At 69.8% G+C, this 17,145-nt stretch carries 18 protein-coding genes; 9 read left to right on the plus strand and 9 right to left on the minus strand.

From position 1 onward, the window contains the following. Positions 1-89 precede the first annotated feature (89 nt). The 5 genes from AN216_RS10470 to mca form a co-directional block, all read right to left on the minus strand. Entirely contained in the window at positions 90-1,502 is a 1,413-nt protein-coding gene (locus AN216_RS10470; protein WP_338059244.1) for a caspase, EACC1-associated type, read from the minus strand. Continuing rightward, positions 1,477-1,995 carry an effector-associated constant component EACC1 gene (locus tag AN216_RS10475; RefSeq protein WP_476755928.1) on the minus strand — a complete coding sequence of 173 codons (519 nt, stop codon included), beginning with the start codon at positions 1,993-1,995 and terminating at the stop codon, positions 1,477-1,479. The genes AN216_RS10470 and AN216_RS10475 overlap by 26 nt, the downstream gene beginning before the upstream one ends. 56 nt (positions 1,996-2,051) lie before the next feature. Beyond that, on the minus strand, positions 2,052-2,717 hold the full coding sequence (msrA, locus tag AN216_RS10480) for a peptide-methionine (S)-S-oxide reductase MsrA (RefSeq protein ID WP_070196373.1): 666 nt from the start codon (positions 2,715-2,717) through the stop codon (positions 2,052-2,054). Positions 2,718-3,146: 429 nt separating this feature from the next. After that, entirely contained in the window at positions 3,147-3,416 is a 270-nt protein-coding gene (locus tag AN216_RS10485) for a hypothetical protein (protein WP_070196374.1), read from the minus strand. 3 nt (positions 3,417-3,419) lie between these two features. Then, on the minus strand, positions 3,420-4,292 hold the full coding sequence (gene mca / locus AN216_RS10490; RefSeq protein WP_070196375.1) for a mycothiol conjugate amidase Mca: 873 nt from the start codon (positions 4,290-4,292) through the stop codon (positions 3,420-3,422). A gap of 95 nt (positions 4,293-4,387) precedes the next feature. On the opposite strand from mca, the gene AN216_RS10495 reads away from it, so the two are divergent. Together AN216_RS10495 and greA are read left to right on the plus strand one after the other, a co-directional pair. Beyond that, positions 4,388-4,792: a DUF4307 domain-containing protein gene (locus tag AN216_RS10495; protein WP_070196376.1), complete on the plus strand. Its 405-nt coding sequence runs from the start codon at positions 4,388-4,390 to the stop codon at positions 4,790-4,792. 159 nt (positions 4,793-4,951) lie between these two features. Next, positions 4,952-5,449: a transcription elongation factor GreA gene (gene greA, locus AN216_RS10500; RefSeq protein WP_070196377.1), complete on the plus strand. Its 498-nt coding sequence runs from the start codon at positions 4,952-4,954 to the stop codon at positions 5,447-5,449. 139 nt (positions 5,450-5,588) lie between these two features. Here greA and AN216_RS10505 read toward each other — a convergent pair whose 3' ends face one another. The 3 genes from AN216_RS10505 to ilvA form a co-directional block, all read right to left on the minus strand. Further along, positions 5,589-6,449 carry an ABC transporter permease gene (locus AN216_RS10505; protein ID WP_070196378.1) on the minus strand — a complete coding sequence of 287 codons (861 nt, stop codon included), beginning with the start codon at positions 6,447-6,449 and terminating at the stop codon, positions 5,589-5,591. Continuing rightward, a complete protein-coding gene (locus AN216_RS10510; protein ID WP_070196379.1) occupies positions 6,446-7,483 on the minus strand; it encodes an ATP-binding cassette domain-containing protein in 1,038 nt (345 codons plus the stop codon). The genes AN216_RS10505 and AN216_RS10510 overlap by 4 nt, the downstream gene beginning before the upstream one ends. Before the next feature lie 376 nt (positions 7,484-7,859). After that, positions 7,860-9,113 carry a threonine ammonia-lyase gene (gene ilvA / locus AN216_RS10515; protein ID WP_070196380.1) on the minus strand — a complete coding sequence of 418 codons (1,254 nt, stop codon included), beginning with the start codon at positions 9,111-9,113 and terminating at the stop codon, positions 7,860-7,862. Positions 9,114-9,320: 207 nt separating this feature from the next. On the opposite strand from ilvA, the gene AN216_RS10520 reads away from it, so the two are divergent. From AN216_RS10520 to AN216_RS10535, 4 genes are all read left to right on the plus strand, one after another. After that, positions 9,321-9,833 (plus strand): MarR family winged helix-turn-helix transcriptional regulator, encoded by a 513-nt coding sequence (locus AN216_RS10520; RefSeq protein ID WP_070196381.1) that lies wholly within the window; start codon positions 9,321-9,323, stop codon positions 9,831-9,833. A 95-nt stretch (positions 9,834-9,928) separates the two neighbouring features. Then, the gene (locus AN216_RS10525; protein WP_070196382.1) at positions 9,929-10,402 is read left to right on the plus strand and encodes a sigma factor-like helix-turn-helix DNA-binding protein; all 474 of its coding nucleotides are present in this window, start codon (positions 9,929-9,931) and stop codon (positions 10,400-10,402) included. Beyond that, complete coding sequence (locus AN216_RS28105) at positions 10,399-10,647, plus strand: hypothetical protein (protein WP_070196383.1); 249 nt, start codon at positions 10,399-10,401, stop codon at positions 10,645-10,647. The genes AN216_RS10525 and AN216_RS28105 overlap by 4 nt, the downstream gene beginning before the upstream one ends. A 209-nt stretch (positions 10,648-10,856) precedes the next feature. After that, a complete protein-coding gene (locus tag AN216_RS10535) occupies positions 10,857-11,633 on the plus strand; it encodes an FkbM family methyltransferase (protein ID WP_070196384.1) in 777 nt (258 codons plus the stop codon). 85 nt (positions 11,634-11,718) lie between these two features. Here AN216_RS10535 and AN216_RS10540 read toward each other — a convergent pair whose 3' ends face one another. Further along, a complete protein-coding gene (locus AN216_RS10540; protein ID WP_070196385.1) occupies positions 11,719-12,861 on the minus strand; it encodes a cystathionine gamma-synthase in 1,143 nt (380 codons plus the stop codon). A gap of 108 nt (positions 12,862-12,969) precedes the next feature. On the opposite strand from AN216_RS10540, the gene AN216_RS10545 reads away from it, so the two are divergent. The 3 genes from AN216_RS10545 (at position 12,970) to AN216_RS10555 (ending at position 17,082) form a co-directional block, all read left to right on the plus strand. Beyond that, complete coding sequence (locus AN216_RS10545) at positions 12,970-14,145, plus strand: hypothetical protein (protein ID WP_070196386.1); 1,176 nt, start codon at positions 12,970-12,972, stop codon at positions 14,143-14,145. A gap of 1,052 nt (positions 14,146-15,197) precedes the next feature. Further along, positions 15,198-15,788, plus strand: coding sequence for a helix-turn-helix transcriptional regulator (locus tag AN216_RS10550; protein WP_070196387.1), 591 nt, complete (start codon positions 15,198-15,200; stop codon positions 15,786-15,788). 520 nt (positions 15,789-16,308) lie between these two features. Then, positions 16,309-17,082 (plus strand): VC0807 family protein, encoded by a 774-nt coding sequence (locus AN216_RS10555; protein WP_107401955.1) that lies wholly within the window; start codon positions 16,309-16,311, stop codon positions 17,080-17,082. The last annotated feature ends 63 nt before the right edge of the window (positions 17,083-17,145 follow it).

Raw genomic sequence — 17,145 nt, forward strand, 5'->3', positions numbered from 1 at the left:
GGCCCGGGACGGGGCGTACGAGGCACCAGCGTGACCATGCGTGCTGCCCCGTGCCTACGGCGCGGGACACCTCCGGGAGGTTGGCCCGTTCACTCCGGCGGCTCCGAGTGCAGCCCGGTCAGCTTGTCGATGTCGGCGCGCAGCTGCTCCACCCGCGCGCGGTAGGCGTCCACGGTCGCCATGGTCAGCACGTACGTGGGCCGGGAGGAGATGCCCGCGGTTGCCGCGTACGGGTCGACGGAGCCGCCGGGCGAGTAGGGCTGCAGGTTGAGACTCAGGGCCTTGACGGAATCGGCGATCACGGTCCATCGGGGGTCTCCGGTGGACCGGTGCAGCCATGTCGCGACGCTCGTCGGGGAGCGCACGTGGGGTGGCACGTACAGCCGGCGACGGACCATCCGGAACTTCCGCTTCAGGTCCGCCGAGGCCCGCTTCATCAGTTCACGGCGCTCCCGCTGCTGGTGGAAGAGGTCGTCCGAGCCCTCCTGGGGATAGGGGGGTTGGTCCTCAGGTCGCCACCGGCCCACGGGGGCGGGCTGCCAGTCGTGTGCGTCAGCGGGGGCCGGACGGGCCGACGACATGCTCTCGGTCCCGTTTCGTGCCTGACCCGTCCCGGCGCGCACGAGATCCGACCCGGTGTCGCCGCGTGTGCCGCCCGCACCCGGGACGCTCGTACCCGGGATGACCGTGTGCGGGAGATCCGCAACCGTCGCGCCGGCGGCGCGGTTCGGGAAACCGAGATGGTGGGCCGCGGTGTTCTGCGCGAACAGCTGCGGTTCCGGGCTGCCTCGGGACACGAGCTGCTTACGCACCCGCTGCCACAGCTCGTGCACGCTCAACTCGGCACCCAGGCCGGGCACACCATGCGCGAGGATTCCGAGCAGCTCGCCGGTGGTCTCCGGATAGACGGCCCCCGGCAGCACGAAGGACTCCCGGTCGTGCGGTGCGGACGTGAACACCACGTCCCCGTAGTCCTCCACCGGCTCACTGGTCGGGCTTGGCACCTCGTCCAGGGCCTTGGCCAGTTGGATGCGTGTGGCCACGCCGGGAGGACCCATCGTGCCGGCCATGCCGCTGAAGCAGCAGTCCAGCACGGTCAGCCGGTAGCGTGCCGTCACTCCGGCTCTCCGTACGACATCGCGCAGGTCGCGATAGGCCACCGTGCCGATCTGTGGACAGTCGGGGTCGGCGGCTGCCAGGCACAGGTAGAACTTCTCCCCGGCGAAGTCGCGAATACCGTGCCCGGCGAAGTACACGAGCAGGGTGTCCCTCGCGGCCTGCGCGGCATCCCGCACGGCGCCGAGTACATCCTCAGCGGACGCTCGGGAGTCGAGCACGGTGACATGGCTCTGCGGCAGTCCCCACAGGTGCCGCAGCAGGGTGGACAACTCCTGGGTGCCGGTGGCGACGGCGGAGAACGAGGTCATTCTGGTGTTGGTCTCCACACCGATGAGCACCGCTCGACTCGCCCGTGGGTCAGGAAACACTGCCGTCTCCGCCACTTGGAGAGCCGGTCTGCCCGGTGTCCTGCCCTGACCGGACGCTGAGCAGACCGGAGTTCGTGATCAGGTTCGCCAGCTGGGCCGCCTCCTCGGCCGAACCTGCCTCCACGACCACCTGGGAATCGCCGTGTTCGACGACGAGGCGTACCGCCGACCGCTCAGCTGGCGGCAGCGAGGCTCGGAACGCCAGGTGCGAGTACACCAGCGATGCCGTGGAGAACCCGCTGCTCAGCGCCAGGGCGAGCCATTCGGTAAGCCCTCCGGACATCGCGCCCGCATGGCGCGCGCTCGAGCGAACCCGATCGATCTCGACGTACGGGCCCACTGTGCGGTCCTGGGCGAGCCACTGAGCGAACGCTTCGGTCAACCGAGGCGCGCTATCGCTCTGTGAGCTGCCAACTAACTCCATGCGAACGCGCACAGATCCCCCTCGTCCGGCCCCAGCCAAGCGGATGTCGCTCGCAGCGTACTGGCTGTGCTGCGCACGCTCCATGGTCGCCGCTCAAGCCTGGCCGGACGCCCCGCTCGGCCGTGGCTCACGGTCGCGACTCAGTCCTGTGCGGCGGTCACCCCGACGGGGCAGCTGACGCCCGTGCCGCCGATGCCGCAGTAACCGGCTGGGTTCTTGTCCAGATACTGCTGGTGGTAGTCCTCGGCGGGGTAGAACGGACGGTCGGCGGCGGTCAGGATCTCGGTGGTGATCTGACCGTGCCCCGAACCGGTGAGCACCTGCTGGTAGGCGTCCCGGGAGCTTTCGGCGGCGGACTGCTGGGCCGGGGAGTGGGTGTAGATCGCCGAACGGTACTGGGTGCCGAGGTCGTTCCCCTGACGGAAGCCCTGGGTGGGGTCGTGGGTCTCCCAGAACAGCTTCAACAGCGTGGCGTACGACACCCGGGCCGGGTCGAATACCACGCGCACCGCCTCGGTGTGGCCGGTACGGCCGGAGCAGACCTCCTCGTAGGTGGGGTGTTCGGTGTGTCCGCCCTGGTAGCCGACGAGCGTGGTCCACACGCCCTCGGCACGCCAGAAGGCACGCTCGGCACCCCAGAAGCAGCCCAGCCCGAAGTCGGCGGTCTCCAGGCCGTCCGGGTACGGGCCGAGTAGCGCGTTCCCCAGGACGGTGTGCCGCTCCGGTACGGCGTACGGCCGCTCCGGACGTCCGGGCAGGGCCTCCTCGGCGGTGGGGAGTTCACTCTGGCGGCGGCTGAACAGCATCGGGGCTCCAGGCAGACAAGGCGGCTACGGGCACGAGCACCTTCGGACACGAACGGGCGGGACGACTACGGGCAGGGGCGACCGGACGACGACCCGGCGCCCGACACCCGTGAAACGAATGACGTCGGCGGGGAATTCCCCGGAGGGCGCGTGAAGGGGGCACGTCGAGGAGGGCCGTGGGGGTCGGGGGCTGCCCGGGCATGTGGGCGCGCCCGGGCCGTACGCGCCCCGGCGCGCATAGACGTGGCGGCTGCTCGGGCGCTCCAGGGCAGCACCAGCCGCGTCCGCCCCTGACCCGCGCGCCTCGGCTCGTACGGGCATGTCGCGCCGTCCCGGCACACCAGGGATCGCTGGTGTGCCGGGCCGCTCAGGCGGCGCCCCGCTCGGGCGGGGAACCGCCCCGGCATACGCCGCAGGTGATCAGTACACCTAGCGGGCGTCGGAACCGGAGTCGGAATCCGCCGGCGAGGTGTCGGACCGCGCGACCCCGGACGGACCTGAGGCGGTCGCGGCACCCGGCTTCGGTGCCTCGGTGAAGTTGACCTTGCCCATCTCCTTGGTCATCGACTTCATCAGCATCCACACCGCCAGGCCGAGCACGGCGAAGACGAGAAAGCCGAGCACGCCCGGCGTCACCTTGGACTCGTCCAGTTCCTTCGCCAACGGGAGGAGCTGGACGGTGCTGTCTGTCACGCTCATACGTCAATTCTCGCGGATGCCCGCGAAGAGGTCGTCCTCGGGGATCGAAGTGTCGACGAGCGACTTCGCCAGCTCGTACTCCTCGGTGGGCCAGATCTCCTTCTGCACCTCGAGCGGCACCCGGAACCAGCCTCCGTCCGGATCGATCTGGGTGGCGTGCGCGATCAGCGCCTTGTCCCGGATCTCGAAGAACTCCGCGCAGGGCACATGCGTCGTGAGCGTGCGGTCTTCGCGTTGTATCTCCTTCCAGCGCTCCAGCCACTCGCCGTATGGCGAGTCCATGCCGCGTGCCAGCAGGCCCTCGTGGAGGGCCTGCGTGCGCGGCCGGTTGAAGCCCTGGTTGTAGTAGAGCTTCTGCGGCTGCCAGGCAGGCCCGGAGTCCTTGTACTGCTCGGGGTCTCCGGCGGCGTCGAAGGCGAGGGCGGAGATCTTGTAGGTCATGATGTGGTCCGGGTGCGGATAGCCGCCGTTCTCGTCGTAGGTCGTGATGACCTGCGGCTTGAACTCGCGGATCAGTCGCACCAGTGGCTCCGCCGCCTCCGCCACCTCGCGCAGCGCGAAGCAGCCCTCGGGCAGTGGCGGCAGCGGGTCTCCCTCGGGCAGCCCGGAGTCGACGAAGCCGAGCCATGCCTGCTTGACGCCCAGAATCTCGCGGGCCTCGTCCATCTCCTTCTTGCGGACCTCGTGGATGTGCTCCTCGACATAGGCGTCGCCCTGGAGCTTGGGGTTGAGGATGGAGCCGCGCTCGCCTCCCGTGCAGGTCGCGACCAGCACGTCCACCCCCTCGGACACGTACTTCGCCATGGTCGCGGCACCCTTGCTCGACTCGTCGTCGGGGTGCGCGTGCACGGCCATCAGTCGCAGCTGTTCAGTCAAGACTCGATCCTCGTCATCTCGTCACTTCAGACGGCTTCTATAGTGACCGGACGGGACCCCGGTCTTATTCCCCTCCACCGCCGACAGAACAGGACATGTATCCCGTGCAGCAGAGCCCGCCCGAGGGTCGGTACGGTCGCTCCGCCGACGCGCGTACGGATCGCAGGTTGAAGACCCTCGGCCTCGTGCTGGGCGCCGGACTGCTGGCGATGGTTGGTTGGTTCGGATTCTCCTATGTCTCGGGCACGGATGTCAGCGGCGAACTGATCAAGTTCCAGGTGGTCTCCGAGGAACGTGTCGAAGCCCACCTCGAGGTGCGCAAGGACGCGGACGTGGAGGGCGTGTGCACGTTGCGGGCGATGGCCGAGGATGACGCTGAGGTCGCTCGGAAGGACGTCCGGCTGGACAACGGTCGGGAGCGGATCGATAGGGTGATCTCGATGCGTACGACGGGGCCCGCGGTGAACGTCGAGCTGGTGAGTTGCGCGACGGCCAACTGAGCTGGTTGCTACGTGGCGTGCGCGGAGTGCGACGCTGTGTTCGCCCGCCTTCCCTTTTCTGTCGTAATTGTTAGGCTCGTAGTTTCCGCCCACCCACCGAGGCGCAGCCTGTTGGGTAGGGCGTTGCTTTTGTATCCCAGCACCGACGAGGAGCGACCTGTGACCCAGACCAGCGACAACGTCACCTGGCTCACCCAGGAGGCGTATGACCAGCTCAAGGCCGAGCTGGAGCACCTGTCGGGTCCTGCACGCACCGAGATCGCCAAGAAGATCGAGGCGGCTCGGGAGGAGGGCGACCTCCGGGAGAACGGCGGGTACCACGCGGCCAAGGAAGAGCAGGGCAAGCAGGAGCTGCGAGTACGACAGCTGCAACAGCTGCTTGAGACCGCCAAGGTCGGTGAGTCTCCAGCTGATGACGGTGTGGTCGAACCAGGCATGGTGGTGACGGTCGCCTTCGACGGGGACGAGGACGACTCCTTGACCTTCCTACTGGCCTCGCGGGAGTACGCGAGTTCCGACATCGAGACGTACTCTCCGCAGTCCCCCCTGGGGACCGGAGTGAACGGCAAGAAGGTCGGGATGGACGCGGAGTACGAACTGCCGAACGGCAAGATGGCTTCGGTGCGGATCATGGAAGCCAAGCCCTACAAGAACTGACCCGCCGTGCTGTGCGGGGTCGGGGCAGGTGGCCCCGGCCCCGCACACGTACACGGGGCAGCGCCTGCCCCGCGGACCCGCCGGCGTGTGGACTCGTGTCGCGTCGCACGGGTGTCGCGGATCAGGACGTCCCCGGGCATCAGGCGGTCGCGGACTTGTACTTGCGTACGGCGAGGGTTCGGAACACCGCGATGATCACGATCGACCAGAGCACCGAGGCCAGCACAGGGTGCTGCATGGGCCATGCGTCCGGCACCGGATAGCCGGGTGGGATGTTGCCGAACAGCTCTCTGGCCGCCTGCACGGTCGCGCTGAACGGATTCCACTCCGCGATGTGCTGGAGCACCGCGGGCATGTTCTGGGAGGGCACGAAGGCGGTCGAGATGAACGTCAGCGGAAACAGCCAGACCAGACCGCCGGAGGTAGCCGCCTCCGGAGTCCGCACGGACAGGCCGATGAGCGCGCCGATCCAGGTGAAGGCGTATCCGAGGAAGAGCAGCAGGGCGAAACCGGCGAGCACCTTGAGGAAGTTCTCGTGTGTGCGCCAGCCGACCAGCAGCGCGACGATCGCCAGCACCACGAGGGTCAGCGCGGTCTGCACCATGTCCGCGAAGGTGCGTCCGGTCAGCACCGCGCCCCGTGCCATCGGCAGCGAGCGGAAGCGATCCACCAGCCCCTTGAGGTTGTCGTCCGCGATGCCCGCGCTGGCACCGGCGGTGGCGAAGGTGACGGTCTGCGCGAAGATCCCGCCCATCAGGAACTCCCGGTAGGTGGCGGCGTCCAGGCCCGCGCCGGGGATGTTGATGGAACCCCCGAAGACATAGCTGAACAGCACCACGAACATGATGGGTTGGATTAGCCCGAAGATGACCACCTCGGGGATGCGGAGCATCCGGATGAGGTTGCGCTTCCCCATGACCAGGGAGTCGGAGAACGACTGCCGGAAGCCACCGCGGGCTCGGGGAGCGATCGGCTCGGCTGGTTTCTCTGTGACCGTCACTTGACAGGCTCCTTCTCGTCGTCGCCCTCCGCGCCCTCGTCGCCCTCACCCGTGCTGGTCGCGCTCGCTCCGGCGGGTCGGTCGCCATCCGCCCCCTCGGCCGCGTGGCCGGTCAGCGAGAGGAAGACGTCGTCGAGGGTGGGTCGGCGCAAGCCGATGTCATCGATCTCCAGGCCACGGGAGTCCAGCTCCCGAATGATCTCGGCGAGGAGTTTCGCACCTCCGGTCACCGGAATCGTGATCTTGCGAGTGTGCTGTTCGACCTGTGCCTCGCCCCTGCCGAACTGCCGCAGCAGCTCCCGCGCGGTGCTGATCTGTTCCCGGTCGTGCAGCACGACCTCCACCCGCTCGCCGCCGGTCTGGGCCTTGAGCTGGTCCGAGGTGCCACGTGCGATGACGGTGCCGTGATCGACGACCGCGATGTCGTGCGCGAGTCGGTCCGCCTCCTCGAGGTACTGGGTGGTGAGCAGGAGTGTGGTGCCGCCGGAGACCAGGTCCTCGATGACGCCCCACAGTTCCTGTCGGTTGCGCGGATCGAGCCCGGTGGTGGGCTCGTCCATGAACATCACCGGAGGGCTGACCACCAGCGCCGCCGCCAGGTCGAGTCGTCGGCGCATGCCACCGGAGTACGTCCTGGCGGTACGGTCGCCGGCGTCGCTGAGGTGGAAGCGATCCAGGAGGGTCCGGGCACGGGCCTTCGCGTCGCGGGCGGAGAGCTGGTAGAGCTGCCCGACCATCTGGAGGTTCTCGCGGCCGGTGAGGTATTCGTCAACGGCGGCGAACTGGCCGGACAGGCCGATGGAACGACGCACCTCGTTGGGGTGTCTGAGGACGTCGATCCCGGCGACGACGGCTGATCCGCTGTCCGGCTGGAGCAGGGTGGTGAGCACCCGGACGGCTGTGGTCTTGCCGGCGCCGTTCGGCCCGAGAAGCCCGAGGACCGTGCCCTCGGGGACATCGAGATCGACGCCGTCCAGCGCCCTCACCGTGCCGAAGGTCTTGACCAACCCCTCGGCGTAAATGGCGCCTGGCATGTGGGCTCCTGTCGACAGAGTGGTGTGATGAATGTAGAGCAATCTGGAAATGCACGGTATGCCTGGTCTAGGGGTGGGCTCGCCCCAGCGCGCGGATGACCGATGCTCGGATCGCGAGCACGGAGAGTGACAACCCACGATACTCACTATGGCGGACGCGATATATCGCGTCAAGTGATTTTCTCTTCTGCCCGTATGCCCGGCCACGCGCCGTTCGTCCACCGTCCGCGCTCGGACATGGGGCGTCCCACCTCGTGTCGCCGCGCATCCGCCCGTCGAGAGGCCAACGCGTCATATCGCGAACACAGCCGGCCTGTCCGTCCGCCTTCCCCGTCCGCTCGGCCGGCCCGCTCGTCCAGCCGGCTGCCCGAGCGGGTCAGTCCAAGCCGCCGTACCCCGCCCGCCGCAGTGTCTCCGCGACCTCCCGGCAGTGCCGCGGACCCTTCGTCTCCAGGTGGAGTTCCACCTCGACCTCGTCGACTCCGAGCCGCGGGTCCGTACGCACGTGTCGTACGTCCAGCACGTTGGCGTCCACCGTCGACAACCGTTCCAACAGCGCCGCCAGAGCTCCCGGTCGGTCCGTCAGGCGCAGCCGCAGCGAGAGGTACCGACCGGCCGCCGCCATCCCGTGCCGCAGGGTCCGCTCCAGCACCAGCGGATCGACGTTTCCCCCGGACAGTACCGCCACCACCGGGCCCTCGAAGTGCTCCGGTTCCGCCAGCAGCGCGGCCACCGGGCTCGCCCCGGCCGGCTCGACGACCAGCTTGGCCCGCTCCAGGCACAACAGCAGGGCGCTGGACAAGGCATCCTCGGAGACCGTACGAATCTCCTCCACCAACTCCCGTACGATCCCGAACGGCACCTCCCCCGGCCTGCCCACCTTGATTCCGTCCGCCATCGTCGACGCCCGCTCCAGCGTCACCGGCGCGCCCGCCAACAGCGACGGCGGGTACGCCGCCGCGCCCTCGGCCTGTACCCCCACGACGCGCACGTCCGGCCGCAACTCGCGGACGGCCACCGCCACGCCGGCCGCCAGGCCGCCACCTCCCAGGCCGACGACGATCGTGCGCACCTGCGGACACTGTTCCAGGATCTCTAGCCCGACGGTGCCCTGCCCGGCCACCACGTCGGGATGGTCGAAGGGATGGACCAGCACCGCGCCGGTCTCCCGCGCGTGTTCCCGTGCCGCCGCCAGCGACTCGTCGACGCTCTCGCCCCGCAACCGCACGCGGGCGCCGTACTCCCGGGTCGCCGCCACCTTGGGCAGCGGCGCGGCTTCCGGCATGTAGACGGTGGAGCGCACCCCGAGGAGCGCGGCGGCGAGCGCCACGCCCTGCGCGTGGTTGCCGGCGCTGGCGGTTACCACGCCCCGGGCCCGCTCCTCGGCGGACAGCCGCGCGATCCGCAGATAGCCGCCGCGCAGCTTGAACGAGCCGGTGCGCTGCAGGTTCTCGCACTTGAGGTGGACCGGGGTGCCGAGCAGCGCGGTCAGGTGACTGCTGCCGCGCAGCGTGGTCGTCCTGGTCACCCCGGAAAGCGTCGCGCGCGCGGCGCGTACGTCCGCCAGCGACACGGCCCGGGACACGGCCCGGGACACGGTGGCGTAGCCGGGGTGCGGGCTGTCGACCATGCGGCCAGTCTCCCGTACGGTACGGCGCCCCGCGCGTCCACGCCGCGCCGTGCCGCCCGCCCGGCTCCGCCCCGGCCGCGTCCCGCGTTCGGTGCGGATGCCCGGTTCTCGCAAGCAGGTACGCACCGGCGTCCGGGACGCGTACCCTGTGGCGCACACTTCGGTCGAACGAATCTGGACCTTCCCAAAGAAGCGAGCATCCCGGTCATGCCCACGCACCCGGACCTGACGACACATCACACCGAACTCCCGTCCGCCGGCGGGTCGCAGGACGAACCCCCTCTCCTCGAGGCATTGCAGCACCAGGTCGCCGTCTTCGCGCGACGTGCCGAGCAGACCCGGCTCGGCGGTGTCGGGCTGGCCCGCAACTCCATGGACCGCGCGGCGTACCTGCTGCTGACCCGGCTGGACCAGGAGGGTCCGATGGGAGTCAAGGGACTGGCCGCCGGCATGGGCATCGACTCCTCCACGGTCACCCGGCAGGTCGCACCGTTGGTGGAATCCGGACTGGTCACCCGGTCCACACATCCCGAGGACGGCCGTGCGGTGGTCCTCCAGCTCTCCCCGCGGGGCAAGGTGCGGCTGGACGAGGTGCGCTCCTCCCGTCGAGAGCTGATGGAACTGCTGACGGAGGAGTGGAGTGAGGAGGAGCGCGGTGTCTTCTGTGCTCTGCTCACCCGCTTCAACATCGCGCTGCACGACGCGCAGACCAGCGGCTGAGCGGGCGGCTGGGTGCGCTGGCCGCCGGATCGCCCGGACCGCCTCTTGAGTCGATCACCCCGCCTGACGTCCCATGGGACGAGGAGGCATGTACCGTGCGAGAGCGACAGATCGAACGGCACCCCCGCCACCCCCGGGACTTCGAGGCGTTCGTCGCCGGAGCCGGCGGGCGGCTCCTGCACGTCGCGACACTGCTCACCGCCGAGCACCCCGGGCACGCCCCGGCCGCGGAGGACGTGCTCGTGACTGCGCTCTCCCGGACGTACGCGCGCTGGGACCGGATGCGTGGCGAGGACCCGTACGACCACACCCGCCGGGAGCTGGCGGAGCACATCGCCCGCCACGTGTGGCGTTTCCGCCGCCCGCGTGGCGGGCTGCTCGGCCGGTTGCCGCCGCAGGAGCGGTTGGTGTTGGTGCTGCGGTCGTACGAGGGCGTGGCCGTGGAGCAGGTCGCCGCGGTGCTGGGGCTCACCGGGGAGCGCGTGGAGACCCTGTACAGCCACGCGGTGGCGACGATGCGCAGCCGGCCAGCCGTGGCGGCGGGAAGGCGCTTGGAGGGCGCGCGGTGAGCCGGGACCGCAGGGAGGAAGAGGTGCGCCGGATGCTGGACGCCGGCCTGGGGCCGCTGCCGGCGGACCTGGCGGACCGGGCCGTCGAACGGGGTGGCCGCCGACTGCGCCGGCAGCGGCAGCTGCGGATGGTGTGCTGGACGCTCGTGTTGGCGGCGGCTGTCAGCTTCGCCGTCTGGGCCGCGCTGGTGGAACCGTGGCAGGTGCCGCCCACGGAGACCACTCCGGACATCTACGGTTGGTGATCTCCGTTGGCCGGTTGTGCGGGGTGTCCCGGTTGTGAGGGGTCGGCCGGGATGGCGACTGTCACGCGTGTGAGTGGCCGCCAGTTGTAACTTGGTTGAAATTTGAGGGGAATGCTCAATCTCCGTGGTGCACCCTGATCAATGCGGGCGCGGACGGCCCGCTGGACGCACACGTAGCGCAGTCGGACACGCACGCAGGGGAAGAACGCATGAGTGAGATCAGCTCGTCCGTACAGATCGCGGATGGTGTTTCGTTCTTCGTGCCGCAGCCCACGTCCAGACAGAGCGCCGAACTCGGCTTCAGCTACAACGAGATCTTCGAGGACTGCCGCTACGTGCGCTACGGCATCCAGCTCACCGACTGCGCCCGCATCGTCGACGCGGGAGCGAACGTCGGGCTGTTCACCATCTTCGCCAAGCAACAGTCTCCGGCGGCCGAGGTGTTGGCCGTCGAGCCCATCCCCGCGATCCATCGTGCGCTGCGAGCCAACCTCGAGGCGTACGCTATCAAGGGCGTGGACACCCCGCGTACGGCCCTGGGGGCGGAGCACGAACGGGAGGTGCCGTTCACCTTCTACCCCGAGACCCCCGGTGAGTCGACCCGCTACCCGGAGCAGAAGCGCGCGGGCCAGGACCTGACCGAACAGCAGCTGGGCCACACGGAGATGGCGGCGGTGCCGCGCGAGGTGGCCGTCGCGGCCGAGGTCAATCGGCTGTCCGCGCTTTTGCGTGACTGGGCGCCGCGGGAGCCCGTCGACCTGTTGAAGATCGATGTGGAGGGTGCCGAGCTGGACGTCATGGAGGGGCTCGATCCGGCCGACTGGCAGCGGACCAGACAGGTCGTCGTCGAGGTCCAGGACGTTTGCGGGCGGCTTGACCGGATCATCGACGAGTTGGACAGCCGGGACTTCTCGGTGATGGTGGAACGTTCCAGGCTCTCCGAGGTCTACCGCAGCTTCATGGTGTACGCGACGCGTCGTCCCTGACCGCGTCGGCCGCGGACGGTGCTGCTGCGTGGTGTCGGTGGCGTGCCGGTGGCCACCGACACCACGCACCAGCCCGCCCGGGCCGTCAGCTCAGCGCCTCCGTGAGGTCAGTGAGTAGGTCGTCCACGGACTCGATGCCCACCGACAGCCGGACCAGGTCCGCCGGCACCTGGAGCGCCGAACCGGCGGCCGAGGCGTGCGTCATCCGGCCCGGGTGCTCGATCAGCGACTCCACCCCGCCCAGCGACTCGCCCAGTGTGAAGAGCCGCGCCCGGTCACAGACCCGGACAGCCGCCTCCTCGCCTCCAGTGACCCGGAAGGACACCATGCCGCCGAACGCCCGCATCTGCTTCGCGGCCGTCTCGTGCCCGGCGTGTCCGGGCAGCCCCGGGTAGTAGACCTCGGTGACCGACTGGTGCCCGGTGAGGAGCTCGGCGATCCGGGCGGCGTTCGCGCAGTGCCGGTCCATCCGTACGGCCAGGGTCTTGATGCCGCGCAGCACCAGCCAGGCGTCGAACGGGCCGGCGACCGCGCCCATCGCGTTCTGGTGGTAGGCGAGTTCCTCGCCCAGTTCGTCGTCCCCGGTCACCAACGCGCCACCCACCACGTCCGAGTGGCCGCCCATGTACTTGGTGGTCGAGTGCACGACCACGTCGGCGCCGAGCGCGAGGGGCTGCTGTAGGTAGGGGCTGGCGAAGGTGTTGTCCACGACCAGCCGCGCCCCAGCCGTACGCGCCACGTCCGCGACGGCCTCGATGTCGGTGATGCCCAGCAGCGGGTTGGACGGGGTCTCCACCCAGATCGCCTTCGTACGGTCCCGCAGCGCGGCCCGCACGGCGGCCGGGTCGGAGGTGTCGGCGACCGACCACTCGACGCCCCACCGCTCCACGACCCTGGAGAAGAGCCGGAAGGTGCCGCCGTAGGCGTCGTTCGGGATCACCACGTGGTCCCCCGGGCGCAGCAGCGTGCGCAGCAGGCAGTCCTCCGCCGCCATGCCGGAGGCGAACGCGAGGCCGCGGCGGCCGTGTTCCAGCGCGGCGAGGTTCTCCTCAAGGGCGGTACGCGTCGGGTTCGCCGAGCGGCTGTACTCGTAGCCGCCGCGCAGTCCGCCGACGTGGTCCTGCTTGTACGTGGAGACCTGGTGGATCGGCGGCACCACCGCGCCGGTGGCGGGGTCCGCCGCCTGCCCGGCGTGGATGGCGAGGGTTTCGAAGCTCTGATCGGTCATGCCGCCACCGTAATGGGCCGTACGGTTGAGGTGGGAACGTGTACGGCCCGCCAGGCCGGTGGTGTCCCGCCGCCGGCCCTCGAGTTTCCTGCCTCGGAGAGACCGCCCATGGAAGCCCTGCTCCTGCTGATCGCCCTCACCGCCATCTTCGGTGTCCTGGTCGCCCCCGCGTTGCGCCGCCGGCGGTTGCGTCAGCAGTCGGCCGACGGCCTGAACCGTGCCGTGTCGTCCGGGGGCCACGGTTTCGTCCCGGTCGACGAACTCGACGTACGGCTGCCCGGTCCGGACGAGCGGCTGGTCGACGCGCTGGAGGAGGCCCAGCGCGACCAGGAGTGGCAGCCGGTCGCCCAACTGCTCGCGCTGACCGGGGACGAGTGGGAGCTGCGCTGGCAGCGCGTGCAGTCGATCGCGGGCGCGGCGGCGATGGAGCTCGCCGCGCATCGCGAGCGGACGGCCGGCGAGGACGAGGGGGGCGGGAAGGGGCCGGCGAGCGGTGCCGGTCCCTCGCTGACCAAGGGGGCGCCGGTGCGGGACGCGCGCTGGCTGCGGGCCTGGCGGACGGAGCGGCCCGGCGACCCCGGCGGGGCGCAGGTCTACGCGCAGTTCCTGGTCTGGCAGGCGATGGCGGAGCCGGACTCGGCGGATCACCGGATCATCCTGGAGGAGGCTCGTACGGTGTGCGGAGACGCCGCCGAGCTCTCCTCGGTCGATCCGACCCCGCATCTGGTCGAGTTGCACATCGCCCGCGCGCTCGGCTACCGCAAGGCGGACTTCGAGGCTTTGTGGTCCGAGGTGTGCCGCCGGGCCCCGCATCACATGGGCGCGCACCTGGCCGCGTTGCCGTACTGGTCGGCGCGCTGGAGCGGCTCCAAGGAGGAGGCGGACGCCTTCGCCCGTACGGCCGCGGCGCACGCGCCCGAGGGCACGCTGCTCCCGGCGCTGCCGCTGTTCGCGGTGCTGGAGCACCTGCCGGAGGTGCAGGTGGTGCGGGGGCTGTACCAGAGCGCGGAGATCGAGAGGGCGATCGAGGCCGCCGAGTTCGCGGTGGACCAGGTGGAGGACGACCATCCGGTACGCCCCCATGTACTGCACCTGCTGGTCTGCTTCCTGGTGCGCGCCGAGCGGTACGCGGAGGCCATGGAGGCGCTTCGGGTCATCGACGGCTACGTGGGCGCCATGCCGTGGGCGCAGAGTGGTGACCCGGCCGCCGAGTACGCCGCCTATCGGGCCTCCGCGGTCGCCGGCTGGGAGTCCTCCGGCGGTACCGCGACGCTCCCCAACTGAAGCGGCTGGACCGGCTGGACCGGTTGTTCGTACGGGCCGGGGAGGACGCGACAGGGGAGTGACACGGACCCGCGCGGCTGGCCGTCGCCCGCTGACCCGGACACGGCGCGGACCGACCGAGCAGTCCGTACACAAGTGGAAGCGGAACGTCAGGGACAATCCTGGCGCGGAATCACCGTTCTGTCTTGGAAGGTGCTCTCCGCGGTGGTCAACGACAATGAACATCTTGCTTTAACTGGGGAATTCCCAGTTCACGCGGTCTTATAGTCAAGCTGTGACAGCTCTGCCTTGACTCTCACTCCAGTCATGTGACAAGTTTCCATCGCGGCTGTTCGGGAGGCAACCGGAGGGGGAGGGTTGATGAGTCAGTGCGCAGAACTCCGATTTGTCGGGATGACGCACGGCGCGATCCCCCCAACTGCTTGCCCGACTGTCGAGTCCCGGTGCTCGTCGCCTGCGCTTCGTGAGGGAGCGCGCGGTACGAGCACCCGTTTTCGGTTCACGTCAGGCGATCCGGCCCCGAGGTCCACCGCTCGGACCTCGGCAGCGAAGCCGGGCCGCTCAATCGCCGGTGTGCCCGCCTGGGCGGGTGCTGCCGACGGTTCCCGTACGGGCGTCGGCCGGTCTGACCCGCAACCGCAGTCACATTGCAGCACGGGGGTAAGGGGATAGCTGAGTAGAACTTACGGGCTGCGCATTATCGCTGACCATGTGTAGTTGCCGGGTAATTCGCCGTTCGGCCCAGGTGAAACCCGTCTCGACCACCGCATTGCTCTTCCGGAAAGCCACTGGAACGGGACGCGCTCAATCCCGACACGTTTTTCCGCTGGATTTTCGCGATCGGCACCCGTGGGTGCCGCGTAAGGGCACGAGGGCCGAATGACATGAGCCGTCCCTCTCGGGACTACGGAGAGCGATGGCGTGAACACGTGCGGAATCGGGACATTTCCGTGCGTGCTGTCTGAGAGAGGCACTGATTCCCCTTGACGCTCCAACGCACCAAAGAGCCGGTTACTCAGCCCCGTCGGCCCGCCGGCCAGCATCGGTCCTGCATGGCGAGTCTGGACTCCGACCTGACGATAGTCGCGGCGGACGCCGCCTTCCTGCGGCAGTTCGGAGGCTCCTCCGCGGATCTCTTCGGTCGTAAGCTCTACGACCTGCTGCACCCCAGCGCCCCGCAGCTGCTCGAGCGGCAGTTCGCCCGGCTCGCCGACGGTCGCCGCTCGCACTTCGTCGAACGCGTAGTGGGCCTGCGCGAGGGCGACCAGGTCTTCTCCGCGGAGATGACCGGAGTCGCGGTGCAGAGCATGGGCAACGCCCTCTCCTGCGTGACGATCCTCCGCCCGGACGACGCCCCCGTCGAGCCGACCGAGAGCGTACCGGCGCGGCGGAACAAGGCGATCTTCTCGCACCTGGACGCGCGCATCCTCGAGGGCGTCGCCAGCGGCTCCTCCACGGTGCAGCTCGCGGCTCGGCTGTACCTCAGCCGACAGGGAGTGGAATACCACGTCGGGCTGATGCTGCGTCGCATGAAGGTGCCCAACCGGGCCGCACTCGTCGCCCGCGCGCACTCGATGGGGATGTTCACGGTCGGCAGTTGGCCTCCCCGGGTGCTGCCGGAGTTCGTGAAGGACGGCAAGTAGCGCCGCTCCGCACGTCGGTCGGCCGCCTGCTCGCGAACGACACGACGCAGACCGGGAACAGCACACCGGGAGAGGACACGGGCAACGGGGCCAGGGACGAGGCCGAAGGCGGGCCGGGATGACCGCGGCATGGTGGTACTCCCCGGCCCAGGCCCAGCCCACGAAGCCCGTGCGGGGCGGGCACGCCCGCGCCCGGCGCCCCCACGGGGCGACGCCTCGGCGGCCACCGCGTGCGCGTGTCCCGGGCCCTACGGCCAAGGCGGATNAACAGCACACCGGGAGAGGACACGGGCAACGGGGCCAGGGACGAGGCCGAAGGCGGGCCGGGATGACCGCGGCATGGTGGTACTCCCCGGCCCAGGCCCAGCCCACGAAGCCCGTGCGGGGCGGGCACGCCCGCGCCCGGCGCCCCCACGGGGCGACGCCTCGGCGGCCACCGCGTGCGCGTGTCCCGGGCCCGCCCGACAGCCGTACAACTCTGGTCCCGCTCAGGCTGGATCGCTGAGCGAAGGAGCAACTGATGTCCGTACCCACCCGACACACCGACGAGCCGGAGCAGCCGGCGCCCCAGCTGGGCCATACGGCTCAGCAGCGGGGTCCGGCGGCGCAGAACGCCGGCCGCGGCGAGTTCGCCATGACGCTGCTGTGCGACCTCGTGCTGCCGCTCGGCCTCTTCTACGTGTTCCGGGCCGCCGGCCTGAGCCAACTCGTGGCGCTGCTGCTCAGCGCCACGCCGCCGGCGCTGCACACCCTCTACACGATGGTCAGGCACCGGCGCGTCGAGACCATCGGGGTGTTCGTCCTCGGCATCGTCATCCTCAGCTCCGCCGTGTCCGTGATCTCCGGGGACCCGCGCGCCGTGCTCGTCCGGGGCGCCGTTCTGACCGGCCTCATCGCCCTGTGGATTCTGTCCACCGTCCTCCTCGCTCGTCCGTTCGTCTTCCGGGCGTTGGAGGCGCTGCTCCCCGGCAAGCGGCAGGTGCTCGACCAACTGTGGCGGGAGGACCCGGACTTCCGGTCCGTGTGGCAGCGCATCACGGTCCTGTGGGGGCTGGGGCTGCTGGCCGACGCGGTGATCCGGGTGATCATGGCGTACACCCTCCCGGTGGACAGCGTCCCCGCCATCGAGGGCGTCCTCTACATCGTCACCTGGATCGCGCTTCAGGTGGTCACCCAGCTGTGGTTGAGCCGTACGGGCACCCTGCGCAAAATCTTCGGCCCCGACTTCCGGATGTTCGGCCGGAAGCGGAAGTGCGCCAAGGACTCCGCCGGGGTGGAGGCCACGGGGCAGTGAGGCCGCGCCGTTCGGCGCACGGCGTCACGCGGCTCGGTCCGCCAGCACGGCGACACGTGGTGG

It is taken from the genome of Streptomyces oceani (assembly GCF_001751245.1).
In the GTDB taxonomy this organism is placed as follows: Bacteria; Actinomycetota; Actinomycetes; order Streptomycetales; family Streptomycetaceae; genus Streptomyces; species Streptomyces oceani.